The sequence below is a fragment of the Christiangramia sediminis genome (assembly GCF_020552705.1).
Lineage (GTDB): Bacteria > Bacteroidota > Bacteroidia > Flavobacteriales > Flavobacteriaceae > Christiangramia > Christiangramia sediminis.
The window spans coordinates 595,665-612,698 of sequence record NZ_JAJBZG010000001.1 but is presented as its reverse complement, the minus strand read 5'-3'; the positions used below and the strand labels follow the sequence as shown (position 1 = coordinate 612,698).

Sequence of the window (17,034 nt, the reverse complement as noted above, 5' to 3'; positions counted from 1 at the left end):
ATTTCTAAATTTGTGCGTATTCACTAAAAAAATTGCTTTTGAAATATTCCAGAGAGGTCAAAACTGCCTTATTAGCTATCACTGCTATAGTTATCCTTATTTTTGGATATAGTTTTTTAAAGGGAGAAAATCTTCTTGATAACAGTAGAACCTTCTATGCAGTATATAGTGATGTTGAAGGTTTATCCCCCTCTTCAGAAGTAACCATCAATGGCCTTAAAGTCGGTCAGATCACCGGGATCGATTTTTTAAATGATTCTGGAGATCTTCTTGTAACCTTTACCGTAAAAAATGACTTCAAATTCTCTAAGAATAGTGAGGCGCAAATTTATGGAGGTAGTATTATAGGGGGTAAGTCCTTAGCCATAGTTCCTAAATATGATGCAAAGATGGGAATTGCAAAAAGTGGAGATACACTTAAAGGAGATAAGGAAGAAGGTATTATGGAGCTTGTAAATGACAGGCTAACCCCACTTCAGAATAAACTTGAAGGTACTATTGTAAGTGCAGATTCTATGCTTACAGCCATTACAGAGATACTTGATGATTCTACACGAAATAATATAAGAGGAACTTTTAGAAACCTGGATGCTACGGTTTCTTCCTTTAAAGTTACCGCTGATGAGCTTCAGGGTATCGTAAAAGGAAATTCTGAAAAACTTGATAGAACTTTCACCAATCTTGATGAAATGTCTTCTAATTTCAATAAGTTTTCAGATACACTATCTAATATGAATATCAATAAAATCACGGGAGACCTTGAAAAAGTGATCGCAGATTTTGAAGGTATTTCCAACAAATTAAATAGCAAAGAAGGAACTGCTGGGAAGCTGATAAATGATGATGCAGTTTATAACAACCTGGATAGAGCTACTAAACAACTTGAGGAGTTGTTACAGGATATTAAACTCAACCCAAAGAGATATGTTCATTTTTCTGTTTTTGGTAAAAAATCCGGAGAATACGAAGAACCTAAAGACTCTTTAAAATAACCAACCATGCAAATTGTTGCGCAGATCCTTTTTGTAATTGCCCTTGTGGCAGGAATTGGCTTTTTCGCCATGAATATCAGACGAGTTATTCGAAACGTAAAACTTGGAAAAGAAGTAGATCGTTCAGATAATTCCGGGCAACGATTCGCCAAAATGGCCAAAGTAGCCATTGGTCAAAGCAAGATGGTCAAAAGACCAATTGCAGGTTTTCTTCACATTATTGTGTATGTTGGGTTCATCATCATCAACATTGAAGTTCTGGAGATCATTATAGATGGAATTTTCGGTACTCACCGGATCTTCTCTTTTATGGGAGGCTTTTATGATATACTTATTGCAAGTTTTGAAATACTCGCTTTACTGGTATTTGTGGGAGTGGTAATTTTCTGGATTAGACGTAATGTAAACCATATACGAAGATTTTTAAGTAGAGAGTTAAAAGGCTGGCCAAAAAATGATGCCAATTATATTCTTTATTTTGAAATGGTTTTAATGATACTGTTTCTAACCATGAATGCAGCCGACTATCAATTGCAGATGAACGGGGCAGATCATTATGCATCAGAAGCAGGCATAATGGGTAGCTTTCCAGTAAGCCAGTATTTGTTACCATTACTTGATGGTTTAAGCAATGCAAGCTTAATTATTATTGAAAGAACTGCCTGGTGGTTACATATCTTAGGGATATTGTTTTTCCTCAACTATTTATACTATTCAAAACACCTCCATATTCTTCTGGCTTTTCCAAACGTATACTTATCTAAATTAACCGTACAGGGAAAGATGGATAATCTGGAATCGGTAAGAAAAGAGGTTGAGCTTATGATGGATCCAAATGCAGATCCTTTTGCTGCGCCTGCTGAGGGTGAAGACGAAGGAGAACCTGAAAAATTTGGTGCTTCAGACATATTTGACCTAAACCAGGTTCAATTATTAAATGCTTATACCTGTACAGAATGTGGACGATGTACTTCAGAGTGTCCGGCCAATCAAACAGGAAAAAAATTATCTCCCAGAAAGATTATGATGGATACTCGTGACCGGGTAGAAGAGGTTGGCGAGATCATTAATAAAAATGGAAAGTTTGAAGACGACGGCAAGAAATTACTGGACGATTATATTTTAAGAGAAGAACTGTGGGCTTGTACAACCTGTAATGCTTGTGTAGAAGCTTGCCCTATAGGTATAGATCCGCTTTCCATTATTTTAGATATGAGAAGATATTTAGTGATGGAAGAAAGTGCCGCTCCAAATGAGTTGGCCATTGCAATGACCAATATTGAAAATAACGGAGCACCATGGCCTTACAACCAGATGGATCGTTTGAATTGGGCTAAAGAAAAATAAATTAAGAATTTAAGAATAAGATAAAGATCAACAATATGGCAGAAGCACTAAAGGTTCCTACAATGGCCGAATATATGGCAGAAGGTAAAAAACCGGAAGTATTGTTCTGGGTTGGTTGCGCCGGAAGTTTTGATGACCGTGCCAAGAAGATCACCAAAGCTTTCGTAAAATTATTACATCAGGCTGGAGTAGATTTCGCGGTTTTGGGAACTGAAGAAAGCTGTACCGGAGATCCTGCGAAAAGAGCTGGAAATGAATTTCTTTTCCAAATGCAGGCAGCGACGAATATCGAGGTTCTTAATGGGTATGAAATTAAAAATGTTGTTACCGCTTGTCCACATTGTTTTAATACGCTTAAAAATGAATATCCCGCCCTTGGTGGAAATTATGATGTGATGCATCATACGCAGTTCCTGAAAGCCCTTCTTAATGAAGGTCGGTTGAAGGTTGAAGGAGGAAAATTTAAGGGAAAAAAGATCACTTTCCACGATCCATGCTATCTAGGTCGTGCAAATAATGAATACGAAGCGCCAAGAGATTTGTTAAGAAAACTTGAGGTAGAGCTTGTAGAAATGCGCAAATGCAAAAAAGATGGTCTTTGTTGCGGTGCTGGTGGAGGACAGATGTTCAAAGAGCCGGAACCTGGCAATAAAGATGTGAATATTGAAAGAACCGAACAGGCTTTAGAAACCCAACCCGAGATCATTGCTGCTGGTTGCCCTTTCTGTAATACCATGATGACAGACGGTGTTAAGAATAAGGAAAAAGAGGACAGCGTGGCAGTTATGGACGTGGCTGAAATGATCGCCAACGCCGATGATCTTTAAATAATAATTCAAAAGTTAAATCACGGTACTATATTTGACCTAACGGGTAAATAAATTAGATTTGTAACAATTCAATTTTAGCCCTTATGTTAGTAGCCTTTGAAAGCCTTCCCGATAGTTCCAGAGTCTGGATTTATCAGGCGAACAGGTCTTTTACAGAAGAAGAACTTCAGCAAATTTCAAATAAACTGGATGTATTCATAGAGAAGTGGACCGCTCATGGTGCCAACCTTAAAGCTTCTTATGAGATAAAATACAGGCGTTTTATTACGATCGCCCTGGATCAGCAATTAAATGCCGCTTCGGGATGCTCTATAGATGCTTCCGTACAGTTTATTCAACAATTAGAAAGAGAATATAACGTTGATCTTTTAGACAAGATGAATGTTTCTTATAAACAGGGAGAATTTGTCGCCTATAAAAGTCTTGCCGATTTCAGGAAAATGGCTAAGGAAAAAGCGGTCTCTCCCAATACTATTGTTTTTAATAACCTTGTAAATAATAAAGCTGAATATCTTTCAGACTGGGAAGTTCCAGCATCCGAAAGTTGGCATAAACGTTTTCTGAATTAATGAAGTTGAATCACGCCCCAGGGTTTTACGCATGTATTTTTTTCTTATTTATTTCCTTCCAGGGAATTGCACAAACTAAAAGTCCATTGTTTGCTGAAGATTATCCCCAGCAAAAGAAATGGGTAGACAGTGTTTATGATTCTATGAATCTGAAGGAGAAAGTGGGGCAGTTATTCATGGCCAGTATCTGGTCTAAAAATGAGAATGAAGCCGATAGTATTAGAAAACAGATTCAGGAAAACCATATTGGCGGACTTATTTTTTCAAAAGGTGGTCCGGTAAAACAGGCTCAGCTTACCAATGAATTTCAGGAAATGTCTAAAGTTCCCTTGCTGGTTGGGATGGATGCAGAATGGGGTTTAGCCATGAGGCTTGACAGTACGTTTGCCCTGCCCTGGAATATGACCCTTGGCGCAATTCAGAATAATACATTGATTGAGCAGGCTGGTGCGGCGATTTCAAAGCACACCAGAAGACTGGGAGTGCATTTCAATTTTGCCCCGGTGGTTGATATTAATACCAATCCTGAAAATCCAATTATCGGTAACCGTTCTTTCGGTGAAGATAAGATAAATGTTACTGAAAAAGCAATGGCGTTTATGAATGGAATGCACCGTGAAGGTGTGCTTAGCAGTGCTAAACATTTCCCTGGGCATGGAGATACAGACTCTGATTCACATAAAACGTTGCCTACCGTTAACTTTTCTGCTGAAAGAATTGATGACGTTGAACTTTACCCATATAAGGAACTTATCCCAAACGGCCTTAGTAGCGTCATGGTTGCTCATTTAAATGTCCCGGCTTTAGAAGCTCAGGATGGCAAACCCGCATCTCTTTCTGAAACGATCATATCTGATATTCTGAAAAAAAATATGGGGTTTAACGGTCTTATATTTACAGATGCCCTGGATATGAAAGGTGTTGCAAAAGATAAAGAACCCGGGGAAGTAGATTTGGATGCATTTATGGCTGGAAATGATGTGTTGCTGATGAGCGAAGATATCGGCAAAGCTGCTGCCAGTATTATAGAGGCGGTGAATTCAGGTTTGGTTTCTGAAAAAAGACTGGAGCTTTCTGTAAAGAAAATTTTATATGCCAAATACAAGGCTGGTTTACATAAATTTCAACCCATTAACACAAATTTCCTTATCGAGGAACTTTATACCTCCCGGGATGAGGCCTTATTAGAGAAGCTGTATGAAAATGCGATTACTCTGGTGAAAAATAATAAAGCAGTGGTCCCGGTTAAAAATCTGGAAAAACAAAGAATAGCCTATGTGAATTTTGGAGACGATGATGGTAGTTCGTTTTTGAACCAGATGAAAAAATATGCGGAAGTTGACTGGGTAAAGGCTGCCAAATTACCTGAGTTACTTGAAAAGCTCGAGGAGTATAATTATGTGGTTATTGGCTTTCATAAATCTAATAGTAGTCCCTGGGCATCTTACAAATTTTCAGATAAAGAACTCGTTTGGCTGCATGAGATAGCCAGGAAGAATAAAACAGTTCTTTCATTATTTACAAGGCCTTACGCGCTAATTGATGTAAAAAGTTTTGCCAATCTGGAAGGGATTATTGTGGGTTATCAAAATCATCCTGTTGCACAAAGAAAAGCGGCTCAGGTGTTATTTGGAGCTTTAGATGCTAAAGGGAGACTTCCGGTAAGTATAAAAGATGAATTTCCTGTAGGTACCGGATTCAATACCAATAATATAAAAAGGCTGTCTTACGGAACCCCGGAAAGTGTCGGGATGAACTCGTCAAAACTTAAGAAAATTGATAGCATTATCAATTTTGCGATCAATAAAGAAATGACTCCCGGAGCCCAGATCCTTATAGCCAGGAAAGGGAAGGTCATTTACGAAAAGAATTTCGGCTTTCAAACTTACGAAAAAGACTTTCCGGTAAGCGATACCACGGTATATGATCTGGCTTCTTTAACCAAGATACTGGCTACACTTCCTTTGGTGATGGAACTGGATGAAAAGGAGGTACTCAATTTTGATACTAAATTAGGTGAATTGATTCCCTCTTTTAAGAATTCAAATAAAAAGAACATCAGGTTGCAGGATATGTTGATGCATTACGCAAAATTACAGGCCTGGATTCCTTTCTATATATCTACTTTAGACCCCAGGACTAAACAACTTTCTGATTTGTATTATAGTGATGTTCCTTCAGAAGTTTTTAATACTCAGGTGGCAGATAAAATGTATATCAGAAGAGATATTGGTGATACTATATTAAATACGATCAGGGATAGCGATCTGGAAAGAAGTTTAAATTATAAATACAGTGATCTCCCATTCTATATTCTGAAATATTACCTGGAAGCTTATTATGACACTTCGCTGCAGAATATTACTCAGGAACATATCTACAAAAAACTGGGAGCTAATTATACGGGTTATTTACCCAGAACAAGGTTTGATAGCCTGCAAATTGCACCAACCGAAAATGATCAATTATGGAGAAAACAGGTAGTGAGAGGTTATGTTCATGACCAGGGTGCAGCTATGCAAGGCGGAATTGGTGGGCATGCCGGGCTTTTTAGTACCGCAAATGACGTAGCTAAAATTATGCAGACTTACCTGAATGGTGGTTCTTATGGAGGAGATAAGTTTCTTAACAAAGAGACCATTGAAAAATATAATACCTGCTATTATTGTGAAGATGATGTAAGGCGAGGGGTAGGATTCGACAAACCACAACTCAAGGATGTGGGACCAACCTGTAATTGTGTTTCGATGATGAGTTTTGGACATAGTGGATTTACCGGCACCTTTGCCTGGGCAGATCCTGAGGAAGAAATTGTTTATGTATTTTTGTCTAACAGAACTTATCCCGACTCCAATAACAGGAAGCTTATTCGTGAAGATATAAGGTCTGAGATCCAGAAAGTGATTTACGAATCTATAGATTTTTAACCGATGAAAATTGCCATTGTTTGTTATCCTACCTTTGGTGGTAGTGGAGTTGTAGCTACTGAATTGGGCCTGGCGCTATCTAAAAGAGGTCATGAAGTTCATTTTGTAACTTACAAACAACCGGTGAGACTGGAAACCATTTCCAGCCATATTAGATTCCATGAGGTAAATGTGCCTGAGTATCCACTTTTTCATTATCAGCCTTATGAGCTTGCCTTAAGCAGTAAGCTGGTAAATGTGGTCAAAAATTACGGTATTGAGCTACTTCACGTACATTATGCCATACCTCACGCTTATGCGGGGTATATGGCTAAAAAGATGCTGGAAGAAGAAGGAATAAGCATCCCTATGGTTACTACCCTGCACGGAACCGATATTACTCTGGTGGGCAATCACCCATTTTATAAACCGGCAGTGACCTTTAGTATCAACAATAGTGATATTGTCACTTCTGTATCCAAAAGCCTGAAAGAAGATACCTTAAAGTTCTTTGAGGTAAGAAAGGAAATAGAAGTGATCCCTAACTTTATTGATGTTTCGAAATTTCAGCAAAAGACATTTACCGACTGCCAGCGGGAATTAATGGCTCATGATGATGAAAAGATCATTACCCATGTTAGTAACTTTAGAAAGGTAAAACGTGTAGAAGATGTGGTAAATATATTTTTCGAAATTCAGAAAAAAGTAAAAGCCAGATTGATGATGGTTGGTGAAGGGCCGGAAAGAGAAAGTGCTGAAAAACTGGTACGGGAATTAGATATTAGAGACCGCGTTCTTTTCCTGGGACAGAGTAACGAGATAGATAAGATCTTATGTTTTTCAGATCTGTTTTTACTGCCTTCAGAAACGGAAAGTTTTGGATTGGCTGCCCTTGAAGCTATGGTTCACTCAGTTCCTGTAATATCTTCTAATACAGGAGGTTTGCCTGAAGTTAATATAGATAAATTCTCTGGTTATCTTCATGATGTAGGGGATGTAGAAGCTATGTCAAAAAGCGCGATTTCTATACTGGAAGATCAGGAGGTTTTAGTCAAATTCAAAAGGCAGGCAAGGGAAGCTGCAGAGAGATTTGATATCAATGAGATCGTTCCCATGTATGAAGATCTATATGAGAAAGCACTGGTGAAGGCATAAAAAAAAAGTGGAGAAATTAATCTCCACCTTTTCCTTTCCTTAAACCTATTAAAGAAAATCTAAAATTGATATCTTATTCCCAGTGCAATATCTGGAGTTAGATCATCTCCTCTATCATAGCTGGAAAATCCTATTTCTGGTCTAAAATCTAAAGATAGTAATAGAGGGAAGTCAAAATTATATTCGATTCCAATATCACCTGCTAATAATGCGAATAAACCATCGTTTACATCATCATCATCTAAGTCTCTGTAATATTTGTCATCATAACTTCCTATACCGCCACCAACACCTACGTACCAGTTAAATCCACCTTCAATGTTCCAGACCCATTGGTAAAGACCTACTAATTTTACAGCATCATAATCCTTACTGTCTCTCCATCCCAGATCTAATTCTAATCTGTTATTATCACCCAATGCCCTCTGATACGAAACTTCAGCCCCAAAACCGCCACCATCACCAATTCTTAGACCAATAGCATTATCCGAAATTTCCTGTGCTTTCACATCAGTAAAAAAAACAGCTCCAAATGTTAAAGCTGCGAGTAGAACTAATTTTTTCATGTTTGATTGTTTTGTTAGATAAGGACAAATTTATATTGAATACTAATACCACAACGCATAGGCGAGCAAATGTATTGTTAATATTAATTAAAAAACTGTTAAGCAAGATGAGAGAAAACTTCTAAATTTGAGTATGGAATTGAAGAAGGCTTTAGAAAATCTTTCCAATCAGCTATCTGGAAAGTTATATTTGGATGATTTATGGAAAGGTATTTACGCCACAGATGCTTCGGTATATCGTGAAATTCCTTTAGCGGTAAGCTTTCCGCAGCATGAAGAAGATCTTTTAAAGTTAATAGCTTTTGCCAGGGATCATAAAACTTCCCTGATCCCAAGAACTGCCGGGACTTCCCTCGCCGGGCAATGTACAGGAGATGGAATTGTAGTAGATGTTTCAAAGCATTTCACTGATATTATTAAAATAGACCCAAAACATAAAAAAGTTACCGTTCAGCCCGGGGTGATAAGAGATGATCTAAACCGAAAACTGGAAAAACATGGGCTGTTCTTTGGTCCGAACACCTCTACTTCCAATCGTTGTATGATAGGAGGGATGGTTGGAAATAATTCCAGTGGTACAACTTCTATAAAATATGGTACCACCAGGGATAAACTTATCTCGCTGAAAGTATTATTAAGCGACGGCAGCAAGGCAGAATTCAAGGATCTTTCATTAACGGAATACCGGCAAAAATTAAAACTTCAAAATCTGGAGGGAGATATTTATCGGTTGCTGGATGATAGATTAAATGATAAAACTAATCAGGAGGAAATTCTGAAGAATTATCCACCCAAAGAACTTCACAGGAGAAATACAGGTTATGCGATCGATGAATTATTAAGTACAGAAATATTCGGTTTAAATAAAGATCCTTTTAATTTTTCTAAACTTATAGCAGGGAGTGAAGGTACCCTTGCTTTTATAACCGAAATCACCTTACAGCTGGACGATCTTCCGCCTAAACAAACCGCAATGGTCGCTGCACATTATTCCAGTGTTGATGCCTGTATGCAGGCTGTGGTGCCTGCTATGAAGCATTCGCTTTACACTTGCGAAATGATGGATAAAGTGATCCTGGACTGTACCAAGGAAAGTTTAAAATATCGTGATAATAGATTTTTTATTGAAGGAGATCCTCAGGGTATCTTAATGCTGGAATTACGTTCAGATTCTGAAGTTGAGTTGCAAAAACAGGTTAAAGCACTACTTCAGGCTTTAGAAGATTCTGATCTGGGATATGCATTTCCAGTTCTCTATGATGAACAAATAGATCTCGCCCTGGAGCTTAGGAAGGCTGGGCTTGGATTACTGGGAAATCTAAAAGGAGATAAAAAGGCAGTTGCCTGTATAGAAGATACAGCCGTGGCTTTACCGGTGCTGGCAGATTATATTTCAGATTTCAGCAAGGTCATGAAATCCTATGACCAGCAGGCAGTATATTATGCTCATGCGGGGGCCGGGGAGATCCATTTAAGACCCATTCTTAATTTAAAGAAAACTGAAGATGTAAAACTTTTCAGAAGTATTACCCGGGATGTAGCCGAATTGGTTAAAAAGTATAATGGTTCTTTAAGTGGTGAACATGGTGACGGCCGGGTAAGGGCAGAGTTTATTGAATTGATGTTTGGTAAAAAAGTATATGATCTACTGAAAGAAGTAAAATATGCTTTTGATCCTCATAATATATTTAACCCCGGGAAAATAGTAGATGCTCCGGCGATGGATGTTTCCCTGCGTTATACTCCGGATAGAAAAGAACCGGAAATAGAAACGATCATGGATTTTTCAGATGCCGATGGTGTTTTAAGGCTGGCTGAAAAATGTAATGGAAGTGGTGATTGCAGGAAATCTGTAGAGGCAGGTGGTACGATGTGTCCCAGTTATCGCGCTACCAAAGATGAAAAAGATACTACCAGGGCCAGAGCAAACGCGCTGCGGGAATTCCTTACAAATTCTGATAAACCAAACCGCTTTGACCATCCTGAATTAAAAGAGGTACTGGACCTTTGTATAAGTTGTAAAGGCTGTAAGAGTGAATGTCCGTCTAATGTAGACATGGCTGCCTTAAAAGCTGAATTTCAGCATCAGTATCATAAAGCTAACAAACCGAGTTTTAGAGACAAAGCCTTTGCCAATATTACGCAGCAGAATGAGAGAGCCTCAAAATTTCCGAAATTCTCACGCTTTGTAATGACCAATAATTTCACCTCTGGCATTGCTAAAAAAGTTCTGGGGGTCGCCAAAGAAAGGGAGTTGCCGGTGGTTGGTAAACAAACACTGAAAGATTATTACCTTAAGAATATAACGAAATTTCATCTTGAGGATCCGGTTAAGACCGTGTACCTGTTTAACGATGAATTCACCAACTATCTGGATGTGCAGGTTGGAAAAGATGCATTGAATTTACTGGCTAAACTCCGTTATAAAGTACTTATAATAGACCATCCTGAGAGTGGAAGAAGTCAGATATCTAAAGGTTTTCTTTCTAAAGCAAAAGAGCTGGCCAATAAGAATGTAAGTATTTTCAAAGATTTTATCTCTGATGAGATTCCGTTAATTGGAATAGAACCTTCAGCAATTTTGAGTTTTAGAGATGAATATTTAAGACTGGCAGATGACCAAGAAGCCGCAAAAAAACTGGCAAAAAATTGCTTTATTATTGAAGAATTCTTAAAGCAGGAAATTTCTCTAGGAAATATAACTTCAAAACAATTTTCAAAAAAGAAGGCTACAGTTAAGATTCACGGCCACTGTCATCAAAAAGCATTATCAAATGTTTCTAAAACCTTCGATATATTAAATCTTCCGGAAAACTATAAGGTTACTATAATCCCTTCCGGCTGCTGTGGAATGGCAGGTTCTTTTGGATATGAAAAAGAACATTACGAAATAAGTATGAGAATTGGGGAGAATTCATTGTTTCCGGCAATAAGAAAAGCACATGCTTCAGTGATCATTTCAGCTAATGGAACCAGTTGCCGCCATCAAATAAAAGATGGTACTGGAAGACTTGCCCAACATCCCGTTAGTATTCTACGGAATGCACTTCTGAAAGCCTAAAATCCAAAGTTTTGTTAATAATCCTTAAAAATTTATAATCGCATTTTCAAAACGCTAAATTTAGCCTCACAATAATTTCAAAAATATTGAGAGAATCTACAGTTTGGAATGGAGGAGGACTTGAATACTGAAGAACTTAAAAACGAGCTTAAAATTGCCAGAGAATATATTGAAAAATTGGAAAAAAAGAATTCAATTCTTCAATCCCAAAACAATAAATATTTACCAGGTAGTAGCGAGGATCTAAAAGATTCTGTTATAGATAACATTCATCACCCTTTATTGGTTTTGAAGGAGGATCTTCACGTGGTTTTTGCCAATAAAATGTATCATAAAACTTTTGGTTCCAATGAAGAGAAAACCAAGGGAAGGCCTGTCTATGAATTAGAAGAGGGGCTTTGGGATATTCCACAGTTGCGAAATATTTTAGAGACCATACTACCTTCTAAATCTAGCATGAGCAATTTTGAGATCAGCATAGACTCTAAGGATTCTCAGGTACGCTATATCATACTTAATGCAAAGGAAATTAAGTTGTTTAGATCAGATGAAAAATATATACTCTTATCTTTTGAGGATATTACTAAGAGAAAGCATGCTGAGGCTGAATTGAAGAAAAATGAGCAACTTTATCATGAATTAATTTCTTCTTCCACCATTGCTTTTGCCATTTTTAAAGGCCCCGATCATGTTATTGAAAAAGCCAATGACTCTATGATCAAATTATGGGGAAAAGGGGAGGATGTATTTGGAAAAACCATCCTGGAAGTTTTACCCGAAGTTAAAGATCAGGGAATTACGGAATTGCTTGATAATGTTTATAGAACCGGTGAGCCATTTTATGCCAGCCAGCTACCCATTGATCTGGTCATAGATGGAAAATTGGAAAATAAGTTCTTTGATTTTACTTACCAGCCGCAGAGGGACGAAAAGGGAAATATTGTTGGAGTAGCTGATATCGCTACAGATGTAACCGAAGAAGCTCTTTTAAATCAAAAAATTAAAAGGAGCGAGGCTGAATTTCGAGAACTGGTAAATTTCATGCCTCATAAGATAAGCCTGGCAGATGCCGAGGGAAATGCTGTTTTTTATAATCAGAACTGGCTGGACTATGTAGGTAAAAATTTAGAAGATTTCATAGCTGAACCCTGGACAGCTAAAATTCATCCCGATGAAAGGGAAGAAGTAGAGAAAATTGTAGTCGGGTGTTTAGCTACTGGTGGCGATTTAGACAAGGATATCAGACTTCGTAATAAAGACGGCGGATATGAGTGGCATATTTGCAGGGCCACCGCTATAAGGGATGAAAATAATGAGATTACATCCTGGATAAGTTCCTGTACTCAAATTCATAAAATAAAGAAAGAAGAGCAGCGTAAAGGTGATTTTTTAAAACTTGTTAGCCATGAATTAAAAACTCCTGTAACTTCTATTAAAGGATATGTCCAGTTACTACTTTCAATGCTCCCTAAGGAAAATTCTGAATCTGATAAAAAATTAGTAATAAAACCTTACCTGAATCGTATTGAAACGCAGGTGGAAAGACTTATTAGATTAATTTCAGAAATGCTGGATCTTTCAAGGATCGAACAACAGGAACTGCAACTTAAAAAAGAAAATTTCAGTCTTAATGAACAGGTAGAAAATATCATTGATGATATAACCTATTCTAATAAAGATGTTCAAATAGAATTAGAGCATCAATGTGAATGCAATATCTATGCTGATAAGGATAGAATAGGGCAGGTGATCATCAATTTTGTTACCAATGCCTTAAAATATTCACCAGAGAGCAACAAAGTTCAGATAAAAGTATATCACGAGCAGCCAGACAATGTGGCAATTAGCGTAAAGGATTTTGGTATTGGAATAGCTAAAAAAGAACAGGAAAAGATTTTCAAAAGATTTTATAGAGTTGCTGGAAATAAAGATGACACCTATGCCGGTTTTGGTATTGGACTATACCTTTCTAATGAAATTATACAAAGACATCACGGTAAAATATTCGTGAAAAGTGATATTGGAAAAGGTTCAGAATTTACTTTTATATTACCCTTAAATCATAATTAAATAATGGCAAAGATTTTAATTGTTGACGATGATCAAACCATCGGTTTTATGTTGCGAGATATTCTTGAATTTAACGGGCATGAGGTAACTGTTTCTCAACAACCCAGAAAAACCAGGGAAAACATCCTTGAAAACGATATTGAACTAATCCTTCTGGATAAGCTTATCTCTGGAGTTGACGGGACAGACGTATGTGCTCAAATGAAAGAAGATGAGACCGTCTCACATGTTCCCATACTTATGATGTCTGCCCTTCATAATGTGGGTGAAATTTGTAAATCTGCGGGAGCCGCAGATTTTATTTCCAAACCTTTTGATATGGAAACTCTTATTGAAAAGATAAATTCTATCCTGGAGAATCATTCCGCAAATTCCTAGATTTTACGATCTCTATAATTTCATTTAGTGTTAAATGTGGAGATGTAATTTGTAAATTTTAAGCTCGTTTATATAAACGGGCTTTTCTTTTTTTACTACTAAAGTGATCTCAGATCTCTCTCTCTTCAAACATTCTGAATTTTATCTATGGTTTTTTTCTTAAGATTCTATTCAGCATATCCATACGGAAGAACATTAGGCATATAAGCTTCTACAATCCCTGACTTTGATTATTCTAATTTAAAATCTTAATGAATTTGTTAGTTAACATTAAATAGGATTCCATTTTTAAATATGTTCTTAAAAAATTACATTTGTTCAAAATCCTTCTGATGCCCGGAAATTCCTTTGGTAAAATGTTCAAGTTAACCACTTTTGGTGAATCACATGGTGTAGCTATTGGTGGTGTTATAGATGGATGTCCTGCAGGTCTTGCTATCGATCTGGAAAGTGTTCAAAATGATCTGAATCGGAGAAGACCTGGTCAGTCAGCCATCGTTACCCAGCGAAATGAGCCGGATACGGTTGAATTTCTTTCAGGAATATTTGAAGGCAGGTCTACAGGAACACCTATTGGTTTTGTGATTAAGAATGCCAATCAAAAATCTAAAGATTACTCTCATATCCAGGATACGTACAGGCCTTCGCATGCCGATTACACCTATGATGAGAAGTATGGCGTAAGGGACTATCGAGGTGGTGGAAGGTCTTCTGCAAGAGAAACTGCCTGTAGGGTGGTGGCCGGGAGCATTGCCAAACAAATGCTTCAGAATATTAGTTTTAATGCTTTTGTTTCTTCCGTAGGAAAAATAGAATTGCAAAAGGATTATTCTGAACTGGATTTTTCAGAAATAGAAAAAAATCCGGTACGTTGTCCAGATCCTGAAATGGCTAAGGAAATGGAAGCCTATATTAAGGAAATAAGAGCCGATGGCGATACCGTAGGTGGAACGGTGCAATGTGTGATCAAAAATGTTCCAAAAGGTCTTGGTGAGCCTGTATTCGATAAATTACATGCTGAACTTGGTAAAGCCATGCTTTCCATTAACGCTGTAAAAGGTTTTGAATATGGAAGCGGTTTTGAAGGAACCAAAATGCGAGGTAGCGAGCACAACGACCATTTTAATAAAGATGGATCTACCCAAACTAATTTAAGTGGAGGCATCCAGGGTGGTATTTCCAACGGAATGGATATTTATTTTAAGGTTGCCTTTAAACCTGTGGCTACCTTAATGCAAAAACAGCAAACTATCAATTCCAAGGGTGAAGAAGTAGAAATGCAGGGAAAAGGTAGACACGATCCCTGTGTGGTACCCAGGGCTGTACCTATTGTAGAATCTATGGCAGCTCTAGTTATTGCAGATTTTTATCTTCAGAATAAATCATCGAAAATCTAATAATCAGAAAACTATAAAATGAAAAAACTTGCACTGCATTGGCAGATCTTATTAGGAATGGCGGCCGGGGTGATATTTGCCCTAATCATGACTAATTTTAGTTGGGGAGCAGATTTTGTTGGTGATTGGATAAAACCTTTCGGAAATATATTCATCAATGCCCTTAAATTGATCGCAGTGCCTTTGATCCTGGCTTCTCTTATAAAAGGAATTTCAGATCTTAAAGATATCTCCAAGCTTTCAAAAATGGGTACCCGTACCATTGCCACTTATATAGTTACTACGGTAATAGCGGTTTCCATAGGTCTTCTTCTGGTGAATCTTATTGGACCCGGACGTACTATTTCGGAGGAAACGCGTAGCGATCTAATTGCAAGTTACGAGGGAGATGCATCGGTAAGGATTTCGGATGCCCAAAAACAAAAAGATGCTGGACCGTTACAGGCCTTGGAAGATCTTGTACCCAGCAATATTTTTGGTGCAGCCAGTGATAATGCTAATATGTTACAGGTGATATTCTTTGCTATTTTCTTCGGAATAGGTTTGATCCTTATCCCTGAAAAAACTGCTAAACCCGTAAAGGATTTCTTTGACGGCTTTAATGAAGTGATCCTGAAAATGATAGACCTAATAATGCTTACGGCACCCTATGGTGTATTTGCATTATTAGCTGCCCTTGTAGTAGAATCCCCTAGTGCCGATCTTTTTGCTGCCCTCGCTATGTATGCTTTAACGGTTTTAATTGGTTTGGCACTAATGATTGGTGTGTATGTTTTACTGGTATGGATATTTACAAAAAATACACCTTCATTCTTTATAAATGGAATTGCCCCGGCACAATTACTGGCATTTTCAACCAGTTCCAGTGCTGCTACACTTCCTGTAACCATGGAACGAGTTGAAGAACATATGGGTGTGAACAGGGAGGTAACTAGTTTTGTGTTGCCAATTGGAGCAACTATTAATATGGATGGAACCAGTTTATACCAGGCCGTTGCTGCGGTATTTATCGCACAGGCTTTTGGGATGGACCTTTCCCTCGGAGCTCAATTGGGAATTATCGCAACCGCTACACTGGCCTCAATTGGTTCTGCAGCAGTTCCAGGTGCAGGAATGGTAATGTTAGTGATCGTACTTGCCCAGGCAGGAATTCCTGAAGCTGGTCTCGCCCTGATCTTTGCCGTGGACAGACCTTTAGATATGTGTAGAACAACGGTGAATGTTACCGGTGATGCGGCAGTATCTCTTATGGTGGCCAAATCTGTAGATATGATGGGACCTCCTAATGTGAAAGAATGGGATGATGAATATCACCCGGAAACTGAAACTGTTTCAGAAAAGGTTTAATCTAAGAATTTAGCTTTTAGTTCGGGAGTAGGGATCATACACTGTTCCTTTTTCCCGAACCATTTATAGCGATTATTTGCTATAAAATCATAGATACCGTCTCTAAGAGATTCAGGAATAAACAAGAAATTCTTTAATAACGAGTAACCGCCAGAAAGATCCCTTGAGATCTCCAGAGCTGCAGTGGACTTTCGGTAATATGCCACGCCCGGTTCTATTAATATGATAGAATCCAATTCTTCAGGATCCATTCCTCTCTCTTTTACAAGTTTTTTCCCAATATCGCTTTGTAAAGATGCAAATCTGAAGACATCTTTCTTATCGTGCTTGATAATACGCTGTACGGCACCATCACAAAGATTACAAACCCCGTCAAAGAGTACGATCTTTTTATTTTCAGGAATATTACTCATATC

The 17,034-nt window shown here is 37.9% G+C and carries 13 protein-coding genes; 11 read left to right on the top strand and 2 right to left on the bottom strand.

Annotated elements, in window-relative coordinates:
- Positions 1-38: 38 nt before the first annotated feature.
- The 6 genes from LGQ90_RS02945 (at position 39) to bshA (ending at position 7,799) form a co-directional block, all read left to right on the top strand.
- Positions 39-992 (top strand): MlaD family protein, encoded by a 954-nt coding sequence (locus tag LGQ90_RS02945; protein ID WP_229337955.1) that lies wholly within the window; start codon positions 39-41, stop codon positions 990-992.
- A gap of 6 nt (positions 993-998) precedes the next feature.
- Positions 999-2,339, top strand: a complete 1,341-nt coding sequence (locus LGQ90_RS02940; RefSeq protein WP_229337953.1) for a 4Fe-4S dicluster domain-containing protein — start codon at positions 999-1,001, stop codon at positions 2,337-2,339.
- A 35-nt stretch (positions 2,340-2,374) separates the two neighbouring features.
- Complete coding sequence (locus tag LGQ90_RS02935; RefSeq protein ID WP_229337951.1) at positions 2,375-3,166, top strand: (Fe-S)-binding protein; 792 nt, start codon at positions 2,375-2,377, stop codon at positions 3,164-3,166.
- Positions 3,167-3,252: 86 nt separating this feature from the next.
- The gene (locus LGQ90_RS02930) at positions 3,253-3,738 is read left to right on the top strand and encodes an ABC transporter ATPase (protein ID WP_229337949.1); all 486 of its coding nucleotides are present in this window, start codon (positions 3,253-3,255) and stop codon (positions 3,736-3,738) included.
- Positions 3,738-6,665, top strand: coding sequence for a serine hydrolase domain-containing protein (locus tag LGQ90_RS02925; RefSeq protein ID WP_229337947.1), 2,928 nt, complete (start codon positions 3,738-3,740; stop codon positions 6,663-6,665). Before LGQ90_RS02930 ends, LGQ90_RS02925 begins: the two co-directional genes overlap by 1 nt.
- 3 nt (positions 6,666-6,668) lie before the next feature.
- The gene (gene bshA / locus LGQ90_RS02920; protein WP_229337945.1) at positions 6,669-7,799 is read left to right on the top strand and encodes an N-acetyl-alpha-D-glucosaminyl L-malate synthase BshA; all 1,131 of its coding nucleotides are present in this window, start codon (positions 6,669-6,671) and stop codon (positions 7,797-7,799) included.
- Positions 7,800-7,858: 59 nt separating this feature from the next.
- On the opposite strand, the gene LGQ90_RS02915 is transcribed toward bshA, so the two are convergent.
- A complete protein-coding gene (locus tag LGQ90_RS02915; protein WP_229337943.1) occupies positions 7,859-8,365 on the bottom strand; it encodes a hypothetical protein in 507 nt (168 codons plus the stop codon).
- 133 nt (positions 8,366-8,498) lie between these two features.
- On the opposite strand from LGQ90_RS02915, the gene LGQ90_RS02910 reads away from it, so the two are divergent.
- From LGQ90_RS02910 to LGQ90_RS02890, 5 genes are all read left to right on the top strand, one after another.
- Complete coding sequence (locus LGQ90_RS02910) at positions 8,499-11,426, top strand: FAD-binding and (Fe-S)-binding domain-containing protein (RefSeq protein WP_229337941.1); 2,928 nt, start codon at positions 8,499-8,501, stop codon at positions 11,424-11,426.
- Positions 11,427-11,534: 108 nt separating this feature from the next.
- Complete coding sequence (locus tag LGQ90_RS02905; protein WP_229337939.1) at positions 11,535-13,496, top strand: ATP-binding protein; 1,962 nt, start codon at positions 11,535-11,537, stop codon at positions 13,494-13,496.
- A gap of 3 nt (positions 13,497-13,499) precedes the next feature.
- Positions 13,500-13,874, top strand: coding sequence for a response regulator transcription factor (locus LGQ90_RS02900; RefSeq protein ID WP_229337938.1), 375 nt, complete (start codon positions 13,500-13,502; stop codon positions 13,872-13,874).
- 332 nt (positions 13,875-14,206) lie between these two features.
- Positions 14,207-15,271 (top strand): chorismate synthase, encoded by a 1,065-nt coding sequence (aroC, locus tag LGQ90_RS02895; RefSeq protein WP_229337935.1) that lies wholly within the window; start codon positions 14,207-14,209, stop codon positions 15,269-15,271.
- Positions 15,272-15,289: 18 nt separating this feature from the next.
- Positions 15,290-16,618, top strand: coding sequence for a dicarboxylate/amino acid:cation symporter (locus LGQ90_RS02890; protein ID WP_229337933.1), 1,329 nt, complete (start codon positions 15,290-15,292; stop codon positions 16,616-16,618).
- Here the strand turns inward: LGQ90_RS02890 and LGQ90_RS02885 are convergent.
- Positions 16,615-17,031: a thiol-disulfide oxidoreductase DCC family protein gene (locus LGQ90_RS02885; RefSeq protein ID WP_229337931.1), complete on the bottom strand. Its 417-nt coding sequence runs from the start codon at positions 17,029-17,031 to the stop codon at positions 16,615-16,617. The genes LGQ90_RS02890 and LGQ90_RS02885 overlap by 4 nt on opposite strands.
- Positions 17,032-17,034: the final 3 nt, after the last annotated feature.

Coding starts and splice junctions, on each gene's coding strand:
- LGQ90_RS02940 (WP_229337953.1), top strand. CDS start 999: ATGCAAATTGTTGCGCAGATCCTTTTTGTAATTGCCCTTGTGGCAGGA.
- LGQ90_RS02935 (WP_229337951.1), top strand. CDS start 2,375: ATGGCAGAAGCACTAAAGGTTCCTACAATGGCCGAATATATGGCAGAA.
- LGQ90_RS02930 (WP_229337949.1), top strand. CDS start 3,253: ATGTTAGTAGCCTTTGAAAGCCTTCCCGATAGTTCCAGAGTCTGGATT.
- LGQ90_RS02925 (WP_229337947.1), top strand. CDS start 3,738: ATGAAGTTGAATCACGCCCCAGGGTTTTACGCATGTATTTTTTTCTTA.
- bshA (WP_229337945.1), top strand. CDS start 6,669: ATGAAAATTGCCATTGTTTGTTATCCTACCTTTGGTGGTAGTGGAGTT.
- LGQ90_RS02915 (WP_229337943.1), bottom strand. CDS start 8,365: ATGAAAAAATTAGTTCTACTCGCAGCTTTAACATTTGGAGCTGTTTTT.
- LGQ90_RS02910 (WP_229337941.1), top strand. CDS start 8,499: ATGGAATTGAAGAAGGCTTTAGAAAATCTTTCCAATCAGCTATCTGGA.
- LGQ90_RS02905 (WP_229337939.1), top strand. CDS start 11,535: ATGGAGGAGGACTTGAATACTGAAGAACTTAAAAACGAGCTTAAAATT.
- LGQ90_RS02900 (WP_229337938.1), top strand. CDS start 13,500: ATGGCAAAGATTTTAATTGTTGACGATGATCAAACCATCGGTTTTATG.
- aroC (WP_229337935.1), top strand. CDS start 14,207: ATGCCCGGAAATTCCTTTGGTAAAATGTTCAAGTTAACCACTTTTGGT.
- LGQ90_RS02890 (WP_229337933.1), top strand. CDS start 15,290: ATGAAAAAACTTGCACTGCATTGGCAGATCTTATTAGGAATGGCGGCC.
- LGQ90_RS02885 (WP_229337931.1), bottom strand. CDS start 17,031: ATGAGTAATATTCCTGAAAATAAAAAGATCGTACTCTTTGACGGGGTT.